We start from the raw sequence: 19,628 nt of genomic DNA on the forward strand, positions 1-19,628 counted from the left end.
ATTATAATTTAATTCCCATAAAACTCATAAAACCTAATGCCATAAGTCCGGTGATAATAAATGTTATCCCTAAACCTTTTAATGGGGCTGGCACATTAGAGTATGCTATCTTTTCACGAATAGCTGCAATACCAAGAATTGCAAGGAACCATCCAATTCCACTACCAAACCCGTAGGTGATAGCTTCGGTTATAACTCCAAAATCTTTTTGTTGCATAAATAGCGCACCACCAAGTATAGCACAGTTTACAGCAATAAGCGGTAGGAAAATACCTAATGCACCGTATAATGCAGGAGCAAATTTCTCAACGATCATCTCTACTAATTGAACCATAGATGCAATTACCGCAATAAACATTATAAAGCTTAGGAAGCTAAGGTCTACATCGGCAAATTCGGCACCCAGCCAGGATAAAGCTCCAGGTCTTAAAAGGTAATTATCCAGCAAATAGTTAATAGGCACAGTAATGGTAAGTACAAAGATTACCGCCGCACCTAACCCAACAGCTGTTTTCACGGTTTTTGACACTGCTAAATAGGAACACATTCCCAAGAAGTAGGCAAAAATCATATTTTCTATGAAAATACTTCTAACAAATAAATTTATAAAATCCATAATTTAGTTTTATTTAAGCTGTTGTGCTTTTAGTTCTCTTCTATCAGTTTACGGTTTCTGGCACGTTGCACCCAAATGAGCAAACCAACCACAATAAGTGCCATTGGTGAAAGCAACATTAAACCGTTATTTTCATAACCTAAAGCATATAAACCAGTAGAATCTGCTACAGTTGCTGCTTTATGTCCTAAAACTTCAAATCCGAATAATTTTCCTGATCCTAAAAGCTCACGGAAAAATGCAACGATTATAAGAATTAAACCATATCCTGCAGCGTTTCCTATTCCATCAAGGAAAGACTTGTAAACCCCGTTCCCTAAGGCAAAAGCTTCAAGACGTCCCATTACAATACAGTTGGTAATAATAAGACCAATAAATACCGAAAGCTGTTTACTTACATCGTAAGCGTAAGCCTTAAGAACCTGGTCTACTAAAGCCACAAGGGACGCAACCACTACAAGCTGTACAATAATCCTGATTCGACTTGGGATCAGATTACGCAGCATAGAAACAATAATGTTACTAAATGCCATTACAAATACAACCGCAATTGCCATAACCACTGCGGGTTCTAATTGTACCGTAATTGCCAGTGCCGAACATATACCCAGTACCTGTACGGTAATTGGGTTGTTATCGTCTAAAGGATCTGACAATAATTTTCTATTGCCCTTAGAAAGGAAATGTTCTTTTTCTTCTGAACTGGATAGAAAAAGGATCATTTCTTTCTTTTTGGCTTCTTTCTCTTCTGAAATATTTTTTTTCTCTGTAGCCATAATTACTTTGTTGCAACTTTAATATCTGTTTGCTTTTTGAAGTAAGGCAGATAACGCTGAAGTCTTTCAGAAATCATATCAGAAACCCCGTCTCCGGTAATTGTAGCTCCCGATATTGCATCTACCTGGTTATCGTCTTTATCTGAAGGGTCTATATCACCTTTTACAACCGATACTCCAACAAGATTTCCGCTTTCGTCAAAAATCTTTTCTTCGGCAAAACTTTCTTTAAACCATTCTTTGGTGATTTCTGCACCAAGACCAGGAGTTTCCCCAAGGTGGTCAAAAGTAGCACCTTTAATGGTGTTTACATCATCTTCTAAAGATATGTAGCCAAAGATCGCGTTCCATAACCCGTTACCTCTAAGTGGAACTATATAATAAGTTTCACCCTCGTACTCGGCAATATAAAGGGGGAAGTTTTGCTCTTCATCTTCCCTCTTAATCTCCTTGGCCAAATCTACGGTAAAGGCATCAACACCTTCTCTTTCTTCACCCTGGTAATCAAGGGTTACCGCTTCTGTAATATAACGGTTATAAAGCTCTTCAGCTCCTGCCCTGTCGGTTTCAACACCAATAGTAGCAAGAATACTTTGCATCTTTTCCTGTCGTACGTTTTCCCTTTGAATAGGTTGAAGCGATGTTGCTGTAAAAGCCAATACTGAGGCCACAACAATCACCATAATCACCGCAAAAAGAAACGTATAACCGTTACTATTTGTTTTATTTACTGATTTCTCTTCCATAACTAAACTGTTGTTTTCACCTGTGCGGTGGCGGATTGAATTCTTTTCTTTCTACGCTTAATATTCGACTGAATTACATAGTGATCTATCGTAGGCGCAAAAACGTTCATAAGTAAGATTGCAAGCATTACCCCTTCTGGATATGCCGGGTTAAATACCCTAATCATTACCGATAGAAAACCTATTAAAAATCCGTAGATCCACTTTCCTTTCAATGTTTGTGCTGCCGATACAGGATCCGTAGCCATAAACACGATACCAAAAGCAAGACCTCCTATTATAAGGTGACCATACCATGGGAAGTTTGTAAGATCGTTACCGGTAACTCCCATTGCAGGTAAAGCGTTAAAAATAAGCGCCATTGCAGCGGCTCCTATAAATGCACTTAACATAATTCTCCAGCTTCCTACTTTTGTTAGAATTAAAAGTAAGGCTCCTACAAGTATTAAAAGCGTTGAAGTTTCGGAAACGGAACCCGGAATAATTCCGTAGAACATATCCATCATCCCATAACTTACATTATCTCCTGCTGCCAGTGAACCAAGAATTGTTTCACCGGAGATTGCATCTACATTGCTGGCCTCACTAACCCAAACCTGGTTACCAGACATATAGGTAGGATAAGCAAAAAAGGCAAATGCTCTCGCTGTAAGCGCCGGATTAAGAATATTCATTCCTGTTCCTCCAAAAGCTTCTTTACCAATAAGTACAGCAAATACTACAGATAATGCCAACATCCAAAGTGGAAGGTCTATAGGCATAATCATTGGTATCAATAAACCTGTTACCAGGTAACCTTCGTTAACCTCGTGCCCTCTAAAGATGGCAAAGGCAAACTCAATTCCGAGGCCTACTGCATAAGAAACCACGATCATTGGAATAAATTTCAATGCCCCGTGGCCAAGTGCTTCCCAAAAGGTAAATGCTTCACCTAATTGAGAAAAGTGCTGGTAACCTGCATTCCACATCCCGAAAAGTAAAGCCGGAACAAGTGCAAGTACCACTGTAATCATCGTACGCTTTAAATCTACTGCGTCACGAATATGAGCTCCCTTTTGAGTGGTATGATTTGGAGTAAATAAGAAAGTATCTATGGCGTTAACCGCAGGTGCATACTTTTCATATTTTTTTCCCGGTGCAAAGGGCTCTTTTATTTTATCTAATCTTTGTCTAATCCATTCCATATTCTACTGCTTTTTAACCTACTTCAGTAATCATTAAATCTAAGCCAAGACGAATCACCTCCTGAATTTCAATCTTAGATGTATTCACATATTCTACCAAAGCAAAATCTTCAGGAGATACTTCATAAATTCCAAGATTTTCCATTTTCTCAATATCCCCGGCCATACAGGCTTTAATAAGCTGCATAGGGTAAACATCCATAGGTAAAACTTCTTCCATTTCGCCTGTAACTACAAGAGCCCGCTCTTCACCATTTAAATTGGTTGTAGGCTTAAACTTCTTGTTTGGAAACAAAAAGGATAATGAAGTTCTTGAGTTAGAGTGAATGTTATTATATGTAAAAGGCAACCAACCAAACGCCCTGTAATTATTTCCTTCGGGAATTAGGGTTACTTCGTTAGAAAAGAAGCTTATGTGTTGATCGTAGGCTAACTTAAGTCCCGTAAGCACATTACCTGAAATGATTCGCACATCCTCATCAACTTTATTGATAATATCTGCCACCTCAGCTCCAATTGTAATAGAGAAATACTTACGGTTAGTAGCTTCGCTTCCTGTGACAGCAACGGTTTTATCGGCTATAAATTTTCCGGTTAGGAAAAGGTTACCAATAATAGTTACATCTTCAGGATTCACTGTCCAAACTCTATCTCCCTGATTAATAGGATCTATTTTATGAATTTGAACCCCAACATTTCCTGCCGGGTGCGGTCCTTTTACATTATGAAGTTCTACGCCCTTAATATCTTTTAAATACTGCGCTGAACTTGCATCTACAGCCAGGTGAACTTTACCCGGAGTAAGTTTTTTAAGCGCATCTACTCCTTCCTGAAAGGCTGCTACCTTATCTTTTAAGATAAAGCCCCAATCTGGAGCTAAAGGCGCCGTACTTACTGCAGAAATAAAGATAGCTTTTGGCGTATCTTTTGGATCGGCTACAATATCGTAGGGACGTTGATTAATAAATGCACCACAACCGCTTTCTAAAACGCGTTGTTTTACAGCTTCCGCATCAGAAGAAGCAGCGTCCATTTTTCCAAAATCTCTGTAAGTGTCTTCAGGATCGGCCTCTATAATCACTTCCATGATTTTACGCTTCTCACCACGCTTAATTTCTTTAAGCGTCCCACTAACGGGGCTGGTAAAACGTAATTCATCAGTGTATTTTGAAAAGAAAAGTTCATCACCGGCAAGGACTTTAGCTCCTTCTTTTAAGACCATTTTTGGTACCAAAGCATGAAAATCTGGCGGTTTAATTGCGTAGGTTTTAGACCTTGGAGCTTTTACAAGCTCTTTTTCCGCCTCCCCTTCTAATTTTAGAGATAATCCTCTTTTAATTCGAATGTCTTTTGACATAGGATGGAGTGTATGTTAAAAATATTATGTTTTGAGTCGTGCAAATTTAGGAATTTTAACTGCACTTATCCCAAGAAAACAAAGAATTTTAAGTACTTAAAACTGTTAAAATGAAATGTTAAAAATTGCGGAATAAGATTTGTAAGTACATTTGCGTAGATTCTATTTTAATGAAAAACTATTTTTTATTCTTTCTTTTATCAATTTCCTCGCTAAACCTGGTCGCCCAGGTAGAAGAAACACCACCGCCTAATTATATAAGAAGCGTGCAGCTGTCAGGCAATACACAAAGCAATAAAGGAAATCCCATCTTACAAATGGGAGAGCAGCTAACTTTAAACTTTGATGATATTATTGGTGACGAAGCCGACTATTATTACACTATAGAACATTATAACTACGATTGGACCCCTAACCAACTGGCAAAATCTGAATATTTAATTGGTTTTGATGATATCAGGATTTTTAATTATTCAAACTCCTATAATACGCTACAGCCTTTTTCACATTATGAGCTTAAAATCCCCAACGAAGATACCGGCGGATTTAAGTTAAGCGGAAATTATATGATAAATATCTTTAACGGGGAGAAAGAACTGGTCTTTTCGCGAAAATTTATGATTTACGAAAATATTGCCCGGGTTAAACTAAATCTTAGACGCTCAAGGGACTTGAATTTTATAGATGAAAAACAGGTGGTGAATTTTACCATAGAATCTCCGGACTTGATACTTAAAAATCCGGATAATACGGTAAATGTTCTCATCACTCAGAACCACAATTTAAAGTCCGCAATTAAAAATATTAAACCGCAATATACGGTGGGAAATGACCTGGTTTATCGTTACGATTCTGAAACCGCTTTTTGGGGCGGCAACGAATATATTCAGTTTGATAATAAGGAATTAAGAGCATCTTCAGCAGATATTAGTTCGGTTTCGCTTAATGAACTTTATCACCATTATTTATTTGCAGATCGCACTAGGGCTAATGAACCATATACTTATAATCCCGATATTAACGGGCAATTTGTGATAAGAAGCCTGCCAGCCGCAAATCCTTCAATTGAAGCTGAATATGTTTGGGTTCATTTTAAACTTCAGAATTATTCCGAATTAAACGGAGGCGAAGTACATATTTATGGATGTTTTAATAACTTCACCTTAGATAATAGTACCCAACTTACTTATAACAAAAATACCGATCTTTATGAGGGAGCCAGGTTATTTAAACAAGGCTTCTATAACTATAAGTATGTATTAAAACGCCCAGACGGAACAATTGATGAAGGTTTTTTTAGCGGAAATTTTGACGAAACCGAAAACTCTTACCAGGTTTTGGTTTATTATAGAAGTCCGGGTGCCAGATACGACCGTTTAATTGGCGTAGGTTCCGGAAATTCTACCAGGATTACCAATTAGATTGAGAGACTAAGCAACTCGTTATAAATATGGCAGGTAGCAGATACGATTTAAAATACAGGGGCACTAGGTGTCTTAACTGTGAGCATCCGCTGGATAAGAGTGACAAATATTGTCCTAGCTGCGGGCAGTTAAACAGCACTAAAAAATTAAAATTCGACGATTTTTTTTCAGAATTTTTCTCCGGAATATTTGCCTACGATTCTCGTTTTCACCGCACAGTTCGGGTTTTACTGTTTTCCCCTGGTAAAATTTCTAAAGATTATATACAGGGAAAAAGGATGCGTTATGCGAATCCTTTTAAATTTTACTTAAGCGCTTCTATTATCTTTTTTTTAATCTGGGGCTTTGGGAATTCTTTTGAAAACGTGGAACCCATAGTAGACGATGAAGAAATTGAAAAATTAGTTCAGGATAGTATTACCGGTCCAAATATGATCCCTACACCGGGTGGAAAAGAAATTAATTTAGATTCTTTAATTGTAAATCAACAACGTAACGCCAAAAGATCTTACCGGGAATTATATAAGCCGAATGAAGAATTGGATACTATGAGTTACCTGGATGCGGGAAATGTGAAATTTGATCTTTATTCCAGGTTTTATAAAGAAACTACAATTAGAAATGCTGAAACTGCAATGGACAGTCTTTCGTATCCACAAACCAGTTATAACCACTGGCTCTATAAAAAGGCGGTAGATTGGAATACTTTAAAAGAGAATCCGGGGTTGTTCTTAAATTACTTTATCAATAAACTTCCATTTATCATCTTCTTCTATTTACCGGTTTTCGCACTCTTTATCTGGCTATTATATATTAGACGGCCTTTTAATTATATTGAACATTTAATTTTTACTTTTCACGTACAAACTACCTTTTTTATCCTCTTAAGCCTTGCTTTATTCGTGGATTATTTGTTTCCCGGAAACTGGGCTTTCTTACTTTTCAATTTTATTTTTGCCTTTTATTTATATAAAGCCTTACGTGGATTCTATGCACAGGGTCGTGTTAAAACGGTTGTAAAGTTTGTGCTCTTAAACTTTATATTTTTTATTTTAGCAGGAATCGCATCAATAATTTCAATTTTAGCATCTTTTGCTATATACTAGTATATGATTCAACAAGTTACAAGAGGCATAAAGATTTCGGTTCACACCAATTTTGAAGGTACTTTCTTAAAGAACCTTGGCTCTCGTTTTGCTTTTTCTTATCATATAACAATAGAAAATCAGAGTAACGATTCAGTACAACTAACCTCGCGTTTCTGGAAAATTAAAGATGCCCTAAACCATACCGAAATTGTTCAGGGGGAAGGCGTAATTGGACAAAAACCGGTCTTAAAACCCGGTGAATCCCATACTTACCAGAGCGGTTGTTTGCTTAGTTCTCCGTTTGGCTCTATGAGCGGTTACTATAATATGATAAGCTTTACCTCAACCCGAAAATTCAGGGTTAAGATTCCTACTTTTAAATTAAGCGCTCCATTTGCCTTAAATTAAAGTCTGGGAAATTCTTTTTCACTTATTTTTCCCTGTTCCAGGTCTTCATATTTAAAATTTAATTTACCGGGTAAAAATTCTATCTGGGAAATACTCTTGGTTTTCAGAAATCCACGATCTATAATCAAATCGATCTCCTTATCTCCTTTTCCCGCCGAATGATGAAACTCCCATAAATTTTCAGCTGAAAGATTTTTCTCCTTTTGAAATGTAGAAAACCATTCTTCCCGTAGTTTTTTCATTGCTGAAGTATATAAAGGAGAAGAAGACCATATTTGTGGCTGAACCGGCAATTCTTTAAAATGCTTCTGCGCACCATCCCAAACAAATTCAGCAAAAAATAATTCTGAAGACCAATCGGCTATCACTACTGTGAAGGGTTCTATGTTTTTGAGATTGTAGTTTTCAATTTCGGTTTTAATATCTTCCGCAATTAGCCAGTCCTTTAATACCACGCCCCTGCTTTTTCGATAAGAATCTTCGCGTTTATGAGCTTCAAAACCGCCATTCATCAAACATAAAACCCGTTGTTTTTCACTCACACCAATCCAGCTTCCACCGGCCACGGCATCTTCAGGAAAAAGTAATAAAGTATTTTTTTCGATTTTAAAATCGGGCGGATAGGTTTCCCGCTCTGTAGCTTCGTCTCTATTAGATGTTAAGATAAATCCGTTTGAATTTTTGAGATGAGGCGTGAGACTTATGGTGCACATAAAATTATCTTAATAAAAGTATTGAATTTACAAAAATAGTTAAGCTTTCGTGAATGCGCTTTCATAAGGATTCAAAATCACCTAATTTTTTTACCTTTATACTCACAATAATTAAAAACCAAAAAAAACATACAATAACTATGGGAAAAGGATTTTTTCACGTTCCACAGGCGGTCAACGAGCCGGTAAAAACTTATGCTCCGGGGACCCCGGAAAGGGAAGAAGTTTTACTCACTTATAAAGATCTCTACAACTCCAATATGGAAGTACCACTTTATATTGGATCTGAAGAAATAAAGACAGGAGATACTGCCGATATTCGTCCTCCTCATGATCATAAACATAAGGTAGGAACTTACCACCGTGCCGAGAAGAAGCACGTTCAACAAGCGATAGACGAGGCTTTAAAGGCCAGAGAAAAATGGGCAAAACTGGAATGGGAACAACGTGCTGCGATTTTCTTAAAAGCAGCCGACTTAATTGCAGGGCCTTACAGATCAAGAATTAATGCTGCTACGATGATTGGGCAGTCAAAAAATATATACCAGGCAGAAATTGATTCGGCTTGTGAACTTTGTGACTTTTTACGTTTTAACGTAGAATATATGTCAGATATGTACAATGAACAACCTGAATCTTCTGACGGCAACTGGAACCGAGTAGAATATAGACCATTAGAAGGTTTTGTATACGCAATTACGCCTTTCAACTTTACCGCTATTTCTGGTAACCTTCCTTCCAGTGCAGCCCTTATGGGAAATGTAGCTGTTTGGAAACCCAGTGACAGCCAGATTTTCTCTGCACAGGTGATTATGGAAGTATTCCAGGAAGCCGGTTTACCAGATGGTGTAATTAATATGGTCATGGGAGATCCTGAAATGATCACCAATACCGTGCTTGACAGTCCTGATTTCTCCGGAATTCACTTTACCGGGAGTACAGACGTATTTAAAGGAATTTGGGGTAAGATTGGTAACAACATCAATAAATATAAAACCTACCCAAGAATTGTAGGAGAAACCGGTGGTAAAGACTTTATCGTGGTTCACCCAACATCTAATGCAAAAGAAGTTGCTACTGCAATTTCCCGTGGTGCTTTTGAATACCAGGGACAAAAATGTAGTGCCGCTTCCAGGGTTTACCTCCCAGAAAGCCTTTGGCCAGAAATTAAAGAGTTTGTAAAAACCGATTTGGAATCCTTTAAAATGGGTTCTCCGGAAGACATGTCTAACTTTATAAATGCCGTTATTCACGAAGGAGCATTTGATAAACTAGCAGGCTATATAGACAGGGCTAAAAAAGACAAGAATGCTGAAGTAGTAATTGGAGGAAATTACGATAAATCTGAAGGTTACTTTATTGAACCTACGGTGATTCTTACCTCAGATCCCCACTATACAACAATGGAAACCGAATTATTTGGACCTGTTGTGACCATCTATGTTTATGATGATAAAAACTATAGTGAAGAAAAGTGGAGAGACCTTCTTAAAACTGTAGACAACACCAGTATCTACGGGCTTACAGGAGCAGTTTTCTCTGGAGATCGTTATATGGCTGCACTCGCAACCGATTTATTACAAAATGCGGCTGGTAACTTCTATATAAACGACAAACCTACCGGCGCAGTAGTTGGGCAGCAACCTTTTGGTGGCGCACGCGGTAGCGGTACTAATGATAAAGCCGGTTCTAAAATGAACCTACTAAGGTGGGCATCAGTTAGATTAATTAAAGAAACTTTTGTACCAGCAAAAGATTACAGATACCCATTTTTGGGAGAATAATTTTGTAAAAATATAATTTCAAAAAGCCGCGTAATGAAAATTGCGCGGCTTTTTTATTTATTAATTTTCTGCAGGTCTCTTCTATACTTCTTCCTTATTTTCATCTCCTTACCACTGGCTAATTTTTCAGTACTTTATTAATTCCTGGGAGAATTAAAAAGATGGAAACGCTTCAGGAAAACACCTCCACTGCCCTACACTCCACGAGTAAACGGGCACCTTAGGGCTACCAATGATACCTGGACTCATATTGAGGTTTGATGTCCCAAACCGCACCGGAATTCCAGGAGTACCTATTTATCGCACACCCCTCTAAATCCAGACTTCAGAGGACGGTATGGGGCAGCCGACAGGGTCAGTACTTCTCCAAAATAAAATATCTTCATTCTTAATCTTGTAGGTGGCAGAGTAGGAAACTAATACGGTTGTATTATGAAATAAGAAAGTCTTTTCTTACAAATGAAACCATTCATCCTGTACAATAGGCATTTTATCTGATTTTTAGCGTTTTAAGCTAAAATTCTGACTTAATTTCTTGTTAAGATAGTTTTTTTATATGTAATTTTACCCTTCGTAACATTTAAGTTGCCTATGGGTAAAATTACTCCCCGGTATTTATTAATAATTCTTATTTACGGCTTGTTTATTCACTCCGCAAATTCCCTGTTTGCCAATACCACCTATAGGCCTGAAAAACCTGTTATAATAGATAAAACTTCAAATGAATTTTTTTTTATTGGGTTCTATTTAAATGCAGCACCATCCATTACCGCTCCTGATGATAAAACAGTGGACAGTAATCCTGGACAATGTTACGCTTTAAATGTAAATTTAGGTTCTCCCCAGACAAGTGGTGGAGGAAACGTTACTAATGATGCCCCAAACCAATTTCCATTAGGTAACACTACCGTCACCTGGACTATAACCAATGAAGAAGGGACTGCTACCGACAGTCAACTGGTCACTATTACTGATAATGAAAAACCAAGTATTTCCAGTAACGGAAACAGGGAAGTTAATCAAGACCCGGGGGAATGTGGCGCCATAGTTTCCGTTGAAGCTAGTGCAAATGACAACTGTTCAGTAAATAATCCCACAGGCACACGAAGTGATGGTCAAAACTTAAACGCACTGTATCCGGTTGGAACAACTACCATAACCTGGGAGGTAACTGATGAAAATGGAAATGAGGCTGAGACGGTTACTCAAACTGTTACCGTAATAGATAATAAAAAACCGATTATTTCTCATAATGGCAACAAAGAGGTTAATAATGACCCGGGGGAATGTGGCGCCTTAGTTTCAGTTGAAGCTAGTGCAAATGACAACTGTTCAGTAAATAATCCCACAGGCACACGGAGTGATGGTCAAAACTTAAACGCACTGTATCCGGTTGGAACAACTACCATAACCTGGGAGGTAACTGATGAAAATGGAAATGAGGCTGAGACGGTTACTCAAACTGTTACAGTAGCTGATAATGAAGCTCCTACAGCACCAGTCTTACAAGATTTGGAATGGACCTGCGCTACAACAATTACAGATTACCCCACGACTACCGATAATTGCGATACAGAAATTACTGGAACTACCAGTGATCCCCTGGAATTGGACTCTTATGGAGAATACACAATAATCTGGACTTTTACTGATTCATCTGAAAATTCGGTAACTGCTGAACAAATAATTTCCATTCCAGAACCTACTGTGGAAATTCCGGTGATCAATGGTAACGAATATTGCAATACAGAACAAGTCCCCGGTATCACATTTACAGGAAATAATCTACCAAATAAAAAATACGAATGGTTTTACGAAACCGATAATAATGCAAATATAGGCCTGGCTTCTAGCGGAACTGACGAGATTCCAGAGTTTACAGCAACCAACAATACGAGCAGTCCCATAGAAGTAAAATTCACTGTAATTCCATTTGGAAGAAATTGCGAAGGAGAAGAAAATTATTTTTTTATTACTATTAACCCTACTCCCACCATTACTACACCCAACGATATTGAAATTTGCGAGGGTGAAACCGTCAATACTATTGATCTTTCCGGTTTTTCGGTAACTGGAAGTACCGTGGAATGGTCTAATGATAATCCCAATATAGGTCTCGGCACTTCGGGTACAGGAAATATCAACTCATTTACAGCAAATAATAATACTAACGAGCCGCAAATAGCAACGATTTCATTAGTCCCTTCAGCCAATAACTGTGTGGGCGAAGTACAAACATTTACAATAGAAGTTAAACCAAAACCTGAATTAGAAAACCCTGTAATTCCCGAACTTTGCAACGGAGAACCCACTCAAGAAATAGAATTGACGGGGGATGTTCCAGGACTCACATTTGATATTTCCGGAGGTTCTTCTGTGGGGCTTTCCAACCGAACAAACGTGACCGAGATTCCGATTTTTACACCGGTAAACAATTCAGACATTCTAGTAAACACTACCATTACCATCACACCAAAAGCGGACGGTTGTATAGGAGTACCGGTTCAAATCCCGGTAACTGTAAAACCAAGTCCGTTGGTAGACGCTTCATTTAGCAATCAAATCTGCTCAGGAGAAACAACGGATATTTCATTGTCGAGTCCGGTAGCAAATACAGGGTTCACCTGGACGGTTGATGCCCCGCCAGGTATCGAAGGAGCAGCAAATGGAAGTTTACAAGGGGAAGGAACGATAGAACACGAACTTATTAATACCACTTCTCAGCCCCAAAAAGTAACCTACAGAATTACTCCGGAAGCAGACGAATGTACAGGATCCACCATCCCTGTGGCTATTACTGTAAATCCAATGCCTGATTTTGAAATTACTGATCCAGAACCGGGATGTTCTCCTATTGAAATAGATCTTACAGCGTCAGAAATCACAGCCGGTTCCTCTTCCGGTTTGACATTTACTTACTGGAATAATGAAGCCGCAACTGACGAGTTTGAAAATCCTACCTCTGCCGGGGCGGGCACCTATTACATTAAAGCTACCACGAATAATAGTTGTTCTGTGGTAAAGTCGGTGACTGTGGTTGAAAACCAAACACCTGAATTAACCAGTCCACTTCAAGCACCTGGTTTTTGTTCTGAAACTGCTTTTGAATATGAATTTTCCAGTACTGTTCCAGATACTGAATTTAACTGGACAAGAGAAAACATAGCAGGAATTTCTACCTCTGGCAATAGTGATTCCGGGTCCATAAATGAAGTTCTAGTAAATGAAACTACAAATCCAATTGAAGTTGTTTATGAAGTGACTTTAATAAGTCCTGAAGGCTGTAGTAACCAGCAGGAAATAACAACTATTGTAACCCCAACCCCCCTTCTGACAAGTACTCTTACTCCAGAAGGAATTTGCAGTGGTATTAATTTCAATTATAATCCAACCAGTGAAACTGGAGGAACCGTATTTTCCTGGACAAGAGAGAGGGTAGACGGGATCTCCAACCCTCCAGCAAATGGAACGGGACCCATTAATGAAATATTAGAAAACACCACTACTCAACCTATTGGTGTTACTTACACCTATACACTTGCCTCAAATAATTGCGAAAACCCTGATGAATATAATGTTAATGTTGTAGTTACTCCATCTCCCGACACTCAAGTTCAGGTTTCAACAGCTGGCGAGAACAATAAACAAAATGAAATAGAAATTTGTTCCGGCACCAATGTAGATTTATTTTCGACTACTTCATTCGTTGATAACACCTCTCTACCATTCGAATTATTTAGATCCAATTTTAACAATGGGAACCAGGGATGGGAGACAAATCCCAGCGGCGGAAGTTCAAGATGGCAACTTACCAATTCTGGGACAGAGGCCTACACCTATGAATGCGAATGGTGGGAAGAATATTTTTACGGCTGCCAGGATGAAAGGATAGATTTCCAATCTAACTCCAATGATCAATTTTTCTTAGTAAACAGTCATGATTCTAATGATGATTTTAACAATATAAGCCTCACAAGCCCGGTATTTAATACCCAGGGATATAATACTTTAAATTTATCGTTCTGGCACCATTACAGGGATGGGGGAGCCAGTCGGTGGAATCAACGAGATATAGGATTACTGGAATACAGGTATGAAAATAGTAACGGAAGCTGGACGAATTGGCAGAATATTGATACATACACCTCAACGGAAGGCAATGCCGATAATTTCGTGCAGAGAAATTACAATATTGATAATTTAATTAACCGTAATGCTGTACAAATTCGGTTTAGATATGACAATGCCAGTGATGACTGGTATTGGGCGATTGATAATGTTTTAGTTACAGGAGATGGAATTTCAACTTCTCCGGAAGTAGAATGGACCTCTGACGTGAGCGATTGGACTTCTAATGAAGTAAACCCTACTAACGTGTCCACAGCACAAACCACTACTTACACCGCTACTTATATTAATCCTGAGACCGGGTGCCCGGGAAGTGCATCAGTAAAAGTAACTGTACGGGAACCACTTCAACCTAGAATCATAGCGGATTATTGTTTGTTTGCAGAATCAAACAGAATTAGATTATCCTCAGACCAGGAATTCGACAGTTACAGATGGGAATCAGCAGGAGAAAGACTCTCGAGTAATTCCTCTATAGATATTAGTTTAGCCCGAACCTACACTTTATATGTAACCAAGGATGGTTGTGAAGCTTCAACCTCCATTACTCCTAATGAAAATTTAGTTCCCAATGGTGACTTTGACAACCCCGACTACCCCCTACCCTACTCTGAATCAACAAATTACGGGGAACGTGATATTCTAAGTAATGGAGATGTATTATTCTCCACCCTGTACGATTTTAAAGTTAACCCCAATGACAACCAGAACACATGGGGAGCACTGGGTCCGGAAGGAACAATGGCTGTTGGTGATAACGCCAATGATTACCACTCCAATTTTAACGGCCGGGGCCACGGTGGACAGGGTAATTTTTTAATTGTAAATGGCGATAGATCTATCGGAAACATAGTTTGGGAATCGCATACATTTGAGATCACACCAGATACCGATTACTATTTTAGTGCCTGGACTTCGAATGTAAACCCCGCAAGTCCAGCCAGGCTGAGGCTTCAAGTATTAGTGCCCGGCAATAACACTCCTGAAGTTGAAAGTACCCTGGGAGACCTAACCAATGAGCCAGTAGGGAATTGGATTAACTTCTATAACCCTGAATTGTGGAATTCTGGCAATAATACAGAGGTAGTTCTAAGAATAATAAATGAAAATCCTACAGCAGGCGGAAATGATTTTGGAATTGACGATATTTCATTTTCTGCCTTTCGATCTTTTGATTTTGAGTTTACTCCAGAAAACAATGGTGCGATTTGCGAAAACGAAACTTTAGAATTAGCAGCAAACCTGGATGGCGGTCGTTTCCCAATAACATTTAACTGGACGGGACCGAATGGTTTTAGCAGATCAAAAACCATTTCTGAAGAAAGTGAGCGTGTTGCGGCAGATACAATTCGCATCCCGAACGCTACCGCGGAAATGGCTGGGGAATATTCCTTACAAATTACCGATTTCTATGGCTGTAACCTGGAATCTAAAACCACATCAGTAGAAGTAATTGAAAAAGCTGTGGTTTTCGCAGGAGATGATGTAGAAATTTGTTCTAATAATCCTGTTATAGATCTCTCTTCAGCTTCAATAACGCATCCAAGTATAGATTCAGGCTTTTGGAGCACCGCAGAAGGAGATAATTCAGGGTTTACAGATCCTAATACACTTAATACTACTTATCATCCTAGTGAAGAGGAAATTGCTGCCGGCGAAATAGAATTAATACTAACTTCCAATGAAGATGCCGGGGCCGTTTGTGAAACTGTAACCGACACTATAAATATTATTTTCAATATTAGTCCGGAACTGGAACTCGTTGCGCAAGATGTAAACTGTTTTGAAGGAGATAATGGTAAAATAGAAGTTAATATAATTGAAAATACCGGCACGGCTCCGTTTACTTTCGAATGGAGTGATGGCCAAACCGGAAGAATCGCAGAAAACCTGGTTGCCGGAGAATACTATGCCGATATAACCGACGCAAAAGGATGTACTGTAAGAACAGAAACTTATACCATCCGGCAACCTGAAGAACTGATTGTTGGTTCTCCTATTGGATTAGAAGAGGCTTCCTGTTTTGATGAATTTGGAGCTGTAGTTTCAATACCAGTAAGCGGCGGACTTTTTGCTGAAGAAACGATTGAACCTGAAAACATTCCCTACGTCCTTGAAATACTTGATGCTGACGGAAATCAAATTAATTTAGCGCAGGAACAGATAAATTATGATATCGCCACAGAACGTTTTATTATTTCAGGATTGCAAGGTGGAAAAGGATACACCTTCCTGGTAAGTTCCAGTGAAAATTGCGCTGCTGAAGTAAAAACATTTACCACCCTTACTCCTCCTGAAATAAATGCCGGGGAAGTTCCTGAAATTTCCGAATGTGGAATAAAAACACTTTGGCTGGCCGCCTCTCCTATAGATCCTGAAATAGGCACCGGCTCCTGGTCTTATAATAATGGAGAGACAGTCTTACTTGGGGACCCGGATAATCCGAATACCAGTTTTACAGGTCAACCGGGACAAACATACACCCTTAGCTGGAGTGTTTCTTCTGTTACAAATGAAAGCTGTAGTGTGACCGATGAAATTGAGATCACCTTCCCTCCTTCCTGTAGTCAGTTAAATTTTGATGGAATTGACGATTTTGTAGATTTAGGAGATCATTATAATATTAATTCGAGCTTTTCTATTGAAGCCTGGGTAAAACCACATTCAACATCCCGCACCAAAACTATACTTTCTAAAAGATCTGCCACCAATTTAAACTCAGGTTACGATTTATTCCTAAACAACGGCTCACCTACATTTCAGGTTAACAATACAAGTGTTGTAGCCAGAAGTAAAATCAATACAGATCGTTGGTATCATATCGCTGCAGTTTATAGCCAGGGCTCAGCCCTTAAAATTTATGTTGATGGTATTGAAATTCAAACAAACACCACTAATATTCCCCAATCAGTAGGAGCAACTGATACTCCTACACTAATTGGGGCGACCTATGCCCCGGATGAATCTATAGAAAGCAAAGATCACTTTGAAGGTTATATTGAAGAAGTCAGGCTTTGGAATACGGCAATTCCAATCGACCAAATAAGATTTTTTATGAACCAACGTCTTGAAAAAGATGGTACAAATGTGAGTGGGACCGTATTAACTAACAATCTGAACCTTCCAAATGCCCCGGAAACGATTGAATGGAGTAGTTTAGTTGGTTATTATCAGCTTCTTGCGCAGAATGATCTTATTAGCGATGGCTTCACGGATAATCTCGGAAGTACAGGTGGAACAGCCAATGGATTACTAAAAAATATACAGGAAATGCAGGAAAACACCGCTCCCCTTCCATATATTCTTTATACAAGCGGCCAGGAGTGGTTTAATAAAACAACCTGGAAATTACCTGCACAAATTGATGGACAGAATATAAGGGAAAGAGATGTTTGGGATGCACCGAGCAGCCCGGGAATTAATAATAGTCCAATAAACTGGAATATCGTAAAGCTTTCTAAAGATATAGAAAACCCGGCTACTCAAAATAACCACAATAATATAAGCCTACTGGGTTTAATTTCTGAAAATGGAACTCTCAATATGAAAGGTGAAAATAATATGGGGGGAAGCCAAACCGGATTTGGAACCGGGAATGCTTTAACCATTACACATTACCTGGAGCTTGACGGGTATATAGATCTCAATGGCGAATCGCAGTTAATACAAACAGAAGGAAGCGAAATTAGTGGTTCTGGTAGCCTGGAACGAGACCAGCAAGGGACAGCAAGTAGTTATAATTATAACTACTGGAGTTCTCCAGTAGTACCAACTTCTAATAGCCCAAACTACAAAGTTAACCAAGTGATGAAAGACGGTTCTACTGTAGGTACCAAAGACTTTCAAAATATCAATTTTAAATGGCCCCATACGCATGCTGACGGGCAGAAAGCAAATCCTATTAAAATTAGTGATTACTGGATAAATGCTTTCAGAGCCAGAAAAGCAAACGAGTATAGCCAGTGGGAACAAATTGGAAGCTACACTGCCTTAAAACCTGGTGAAGGATATACCATGAAAGGTACAACCGGAGAGGCACGAATAATTGATCTTCAAAATTATACATTCACCGGTTTTCCCAATAACGGCACTATTGAAGTTAGCGAGATTAAAGCGGGTCAAAATTATCTTTTGGGAAATCCTTATCCTTCTGCAATAAGTGTAGAAGAATTTATACTGGATAATATTAAAGACAGCGGAGGTCGCAATAACAAAAATCTTTTAAACGGAGCCGTCTATTTTTGGGATCATTTCGGGGGGCAAACTCATTACCTGTCACAGTATGTTGGAGGCTACGCTGTGAGAAATTTAATCGATGGAGTTTCGGCCATTTCCAATGATTCCAGGATCAATGATTCGGGGGCCCAAAGTACTAAAAAGGCCGGGCCTTATATTCCGGTAGGCCAGGGATTTTTTGTAAACACTACCCTGGATGCACAGGCCGAAGATATTGATGAGTTTGGGTCGGGAACAATTGTTTTTAAAAATAGCCAGCGTTCTTTTGTAATGGAGCGAGGACAAAGTTCTTCCTTCTTTCTAAAACCAAGCGATAATACAAAAAACAATAAAAATGTTGAAGAAAAAAGCGAAGATGGCCGATATAAAATAAGATTGAAGTTTAATTCTCCTACCGGCTATCATCGAGAAATATTAGTGGGTGCAGATGCAAGAACTAGCCAGGACTTTGATCTGGGCTTCGATGCACCCTTAATAGATAAAGGCAAAGAAGATATGTATTGGGTGATTGGCGAAAGAAATTATGTAATCCAGGGAGTTCCTCATTTCAACCTCGATCAAAAGTTACCCTTGGGTATTAAAATTGCCGAAGAAAAAGAGTTCAGTATAGAAATTGGGGAACTTCATAATCTTCCTGATATTATAGAAATTTATTTGCATAACAATATTGACAGCACGTATCACGATTTACGAAAAGAAGCTTTTAAAGCCACACTACCCGTGGGAGAATACAAGGATTTATATGAGATTGTTTTTCAGGATATAACCACCATTCGAAAAGACAAAGAACCCGGGGAAGGACCTGTTGATTTTTACTATTCAATGGAAAACAGGGAATTTGTAATTAACAACCCCGAATTTCATAAAATTGAACATATAAATGTTTACAATATTGCCGGCCAGTTGGTAGATCAGCATTTTGGAATACCCGACATTAAAGAGATTCATATTCCGCAGGAAAAATCTTTGAGTTCAGCAGTGTATATAGTGAAAATCTTTACCAGTGCAGGAGATTATGCCAAGAAGGTAATTATTCGTAAGGACTAAGATTCATCCTTAAATTCCCGAACTACCTTTTAATAACCGAATTTCCTCTCAAAGTTAATCCCAGTTTTTTTAAAAGACCTGCGCATTAGTATGGTCTACCCCAAACGTGCTCCCTCGTTAA

The 19,628-nt window shown here is 38.7% G+C and carries 11 protein-coding genes; 5 read left to right on the forward strand and 6 right to left on the reverse strand.

The features are described 5' to 3' along the window. Window position 1 precedes the first annotated feature (1 nt). The 5 genes from nqrE to B5X53_RS15180 are packed head-to-tail and all read right to left on the reverse strand — an operon-like array spanning window position 2 to window position 4,679. The gene (gene nqrE, locus B5X53_RS15160) at window positions 2-616 is read right to left on the reverse strand and encodes an NADH:ubiquinone reductase (Na(+)-transporting) subunit E (RefSeq protein WP_075324656.1); all 615 of its coding nucleotides are present in this window, start codon (window positions 614-616) and stop codon (window positions 2-4) included. Window positions 617-645: 29 nt separating this feature from the next. After that, window positions 646-1,392, reverse strand: coding sequence for an NADH:ubiquinone reductase (Na(+)-transporting) subunit D (locus tag B5X53_RS15165; protein ID WP_079714082.1), 747 nt, complete (start codon window positions 1,390-1,392; stop codon window positions 646-648). A gap of 2 nt (window positions 1,393-1,394) precedes the next feature. Next, complete coding sequence (locus B5X53_RS15170) at window positions 1,395-2,138, reverse strand: Na(+)-translocating NADH-quinone reductase subunit C (RefSeq protein ID WP_079714083.1); 744 nt, start codon at window positions 2,136-2,138, stop codon at window positions 1,395-1,397. Between the two features lie 2 nt (window positions 2,139-2,140). Continuing rightward, the gene (locus tag B5X53_RS15175) at window positions 2,141-3,322 is read right to left on the reverse strand and encodes an NADH:ubiquinone reductase (Na(+)-transporting) subunit B (RefSeq protein WP_079714084.1); all 1,182 of its coding nucleotides are present in this window, start codon (window positions 3,320-3,322) and stop codon (window positions 2,141-2,143) included. A 13-nt stretch (window positions 3,323-3,335) separates the two neighbouring features. Then, window positions 3,336-4,679, reverse strand: coding sequence for a Na(+)-translocating NADH-quinone reductase subunit A (locus B5X53_RS15180; RefSeq protein ID WP_079714085.1), 1,344 nt, complete (start codon window positions 4,677-4,679; stop codon window positions 3,336-3,338). A gap of 170 nt (window positions 4,680-4,849) precedes the next feature. Here B5X53_RS15180 and B5X53_RS15185 point away from each other — a divergent pair, with 170 nt between their 5' ends. From B5X53_RS15185 to apaG, 3 genes are read left to right on the forward strand one after another with little or no spacing between them, the layout of a single operon-like run. After that, window positions 4,850-6,100, forward strand: a complete 1,251-nt coding sequence (locus tag B5X53_RS15185; protein WP_079714086.1) for a type IX secretion system plug protein — start codon at window positions 4,850-4,852, stop codon at window positions 6,098-6,100. A gap of 29 nt (window positions 6,101-6,129) precedes the next feature. Beyond that, window positions 6,130-7,209, forward strand: coding sequence for a DUF3667 domain-containing protein (locus tag B5X53_RS15190; RefSeq protein WP_079714087.1), 1,080 nt, complete (start codon window positions 6,130-6,132; stop codon window positions 7,207-7,209). 3 nt (window positions 7,210-7,212) lie between these two features. Further along, a complete protein-coding gene (apaG, locus tag B5X53_RS15195; protein ID WP_079714088.1) occupies window positions 7,213-7,599 on the forward strand; it encodes a Co2+/Mg2+ efflux protein ApaG in 387 nt (128 codons plus the stop codon). On the opposite strand, the gene B5X53_RS15200 is transcribed toward apaG, so the two are convergent. Next, window positions 7,596-8,312, reverse strand: coding sequence for an NRDE family protein (locus B5X53_RS15200; protein WP_079714089.1), 717 nt, complete (start codon window positions 8,310-8,312; stop codon window positions 7,596-7,598). The genes apaG and B5X53_RS15200 overlap by 4 nt on opposite strands. A 140-nt stretch (window positions 8,313-8,452) precedes the next feature. Here B5X53_RS15200 and pruA point away from each other — a divergent pair, with 140 nt between their 5' ends. Together pruA and B5X53_RS15210 are read left to right on the forward strand one after the other, a co-directional pair. Further along, the gene (gene pruA / locus B5X53_RS15205; RefSeq protein WP_079714129.1) at window positions 8,453-10,096 is read left to right on the forward strand and encodes an L-glutamate gamma-semialdehyde dehydrogenase; all 1,644 of its coding nucleotides are present in this window, start codon (window positions 8,453-8,455) and stop codon (window positions 10,094-10,096) included. A gap of 591 nt (window positions 10,097-10,687) precedes the next feature. Then, window positions 10,688-19,507 (forward strand): PKD-like domain-containing protein, encoded by an 8,820-nt coding sequence (locus B5X53_RS15210; protein WP_079714090.1) that lies wholly within the window; start codon window positions 10,688-10,690, stop codon window positions 19,505-19,507. Window positions 19,508-19,628 lie beyond the last annotated feature (121 nt).

The sequence above is a fragment of the Salegentibacter salinarum genome (assembly GCF_900168115.1).
Lineage (GTDB): Bacteria > Bacteroidota > Bacteroidia > Flavobacteriales > Flavobacteriaceae > Salegentibacter > Salegentibacter salinarum.